The following is a 233-nucleotide window of genomic DNA, read 5'->3' on the forward strand; positions in this document are numbered from 1 at the left end:
GCCGACAGCGAGGCTGCAGCGGGCACGTTGACCGGGCGCCACCATCTGGCGTTCCAGGCGCGCGACCGGGCGATGGTCGACGCCTTCCACGCGGCCGCGCTCGCATACGGCGGTACCGATCACGGCGCGCCCGGCGAGCGGTCCTACCACCCGGGCTACTACGCGGCCTTCGTCCTCGATCCCGACGGGAACAACATCGAAGCAGTGTTCCACGGCAAGTCGGTGCGCAGTGC

Annotated in this window: 1 protein-coding gene; it reads left to right on the forward strand. The window is 70.8% G+C overall.

Annotated elements, in window-relative coordinates:
- The coding region (locus SB719_RS22780) for a VOC family protein (protein WP_412160128.1) at positions 1-233 on the forward strand (233 nt) is incomplete at both ends.

Origin of the sequence: Pantoea sp. SIMBA_079 (assembly GCF_046940275.1) — a bacterium.
GTDB classification, from domain to species: domain Bacteria; phylum Pseudomonadota; class Gammaproteobacteria; order Enterobacterales; family Enterobacteriaceae; genus Pantoea; species Pantoea borealis.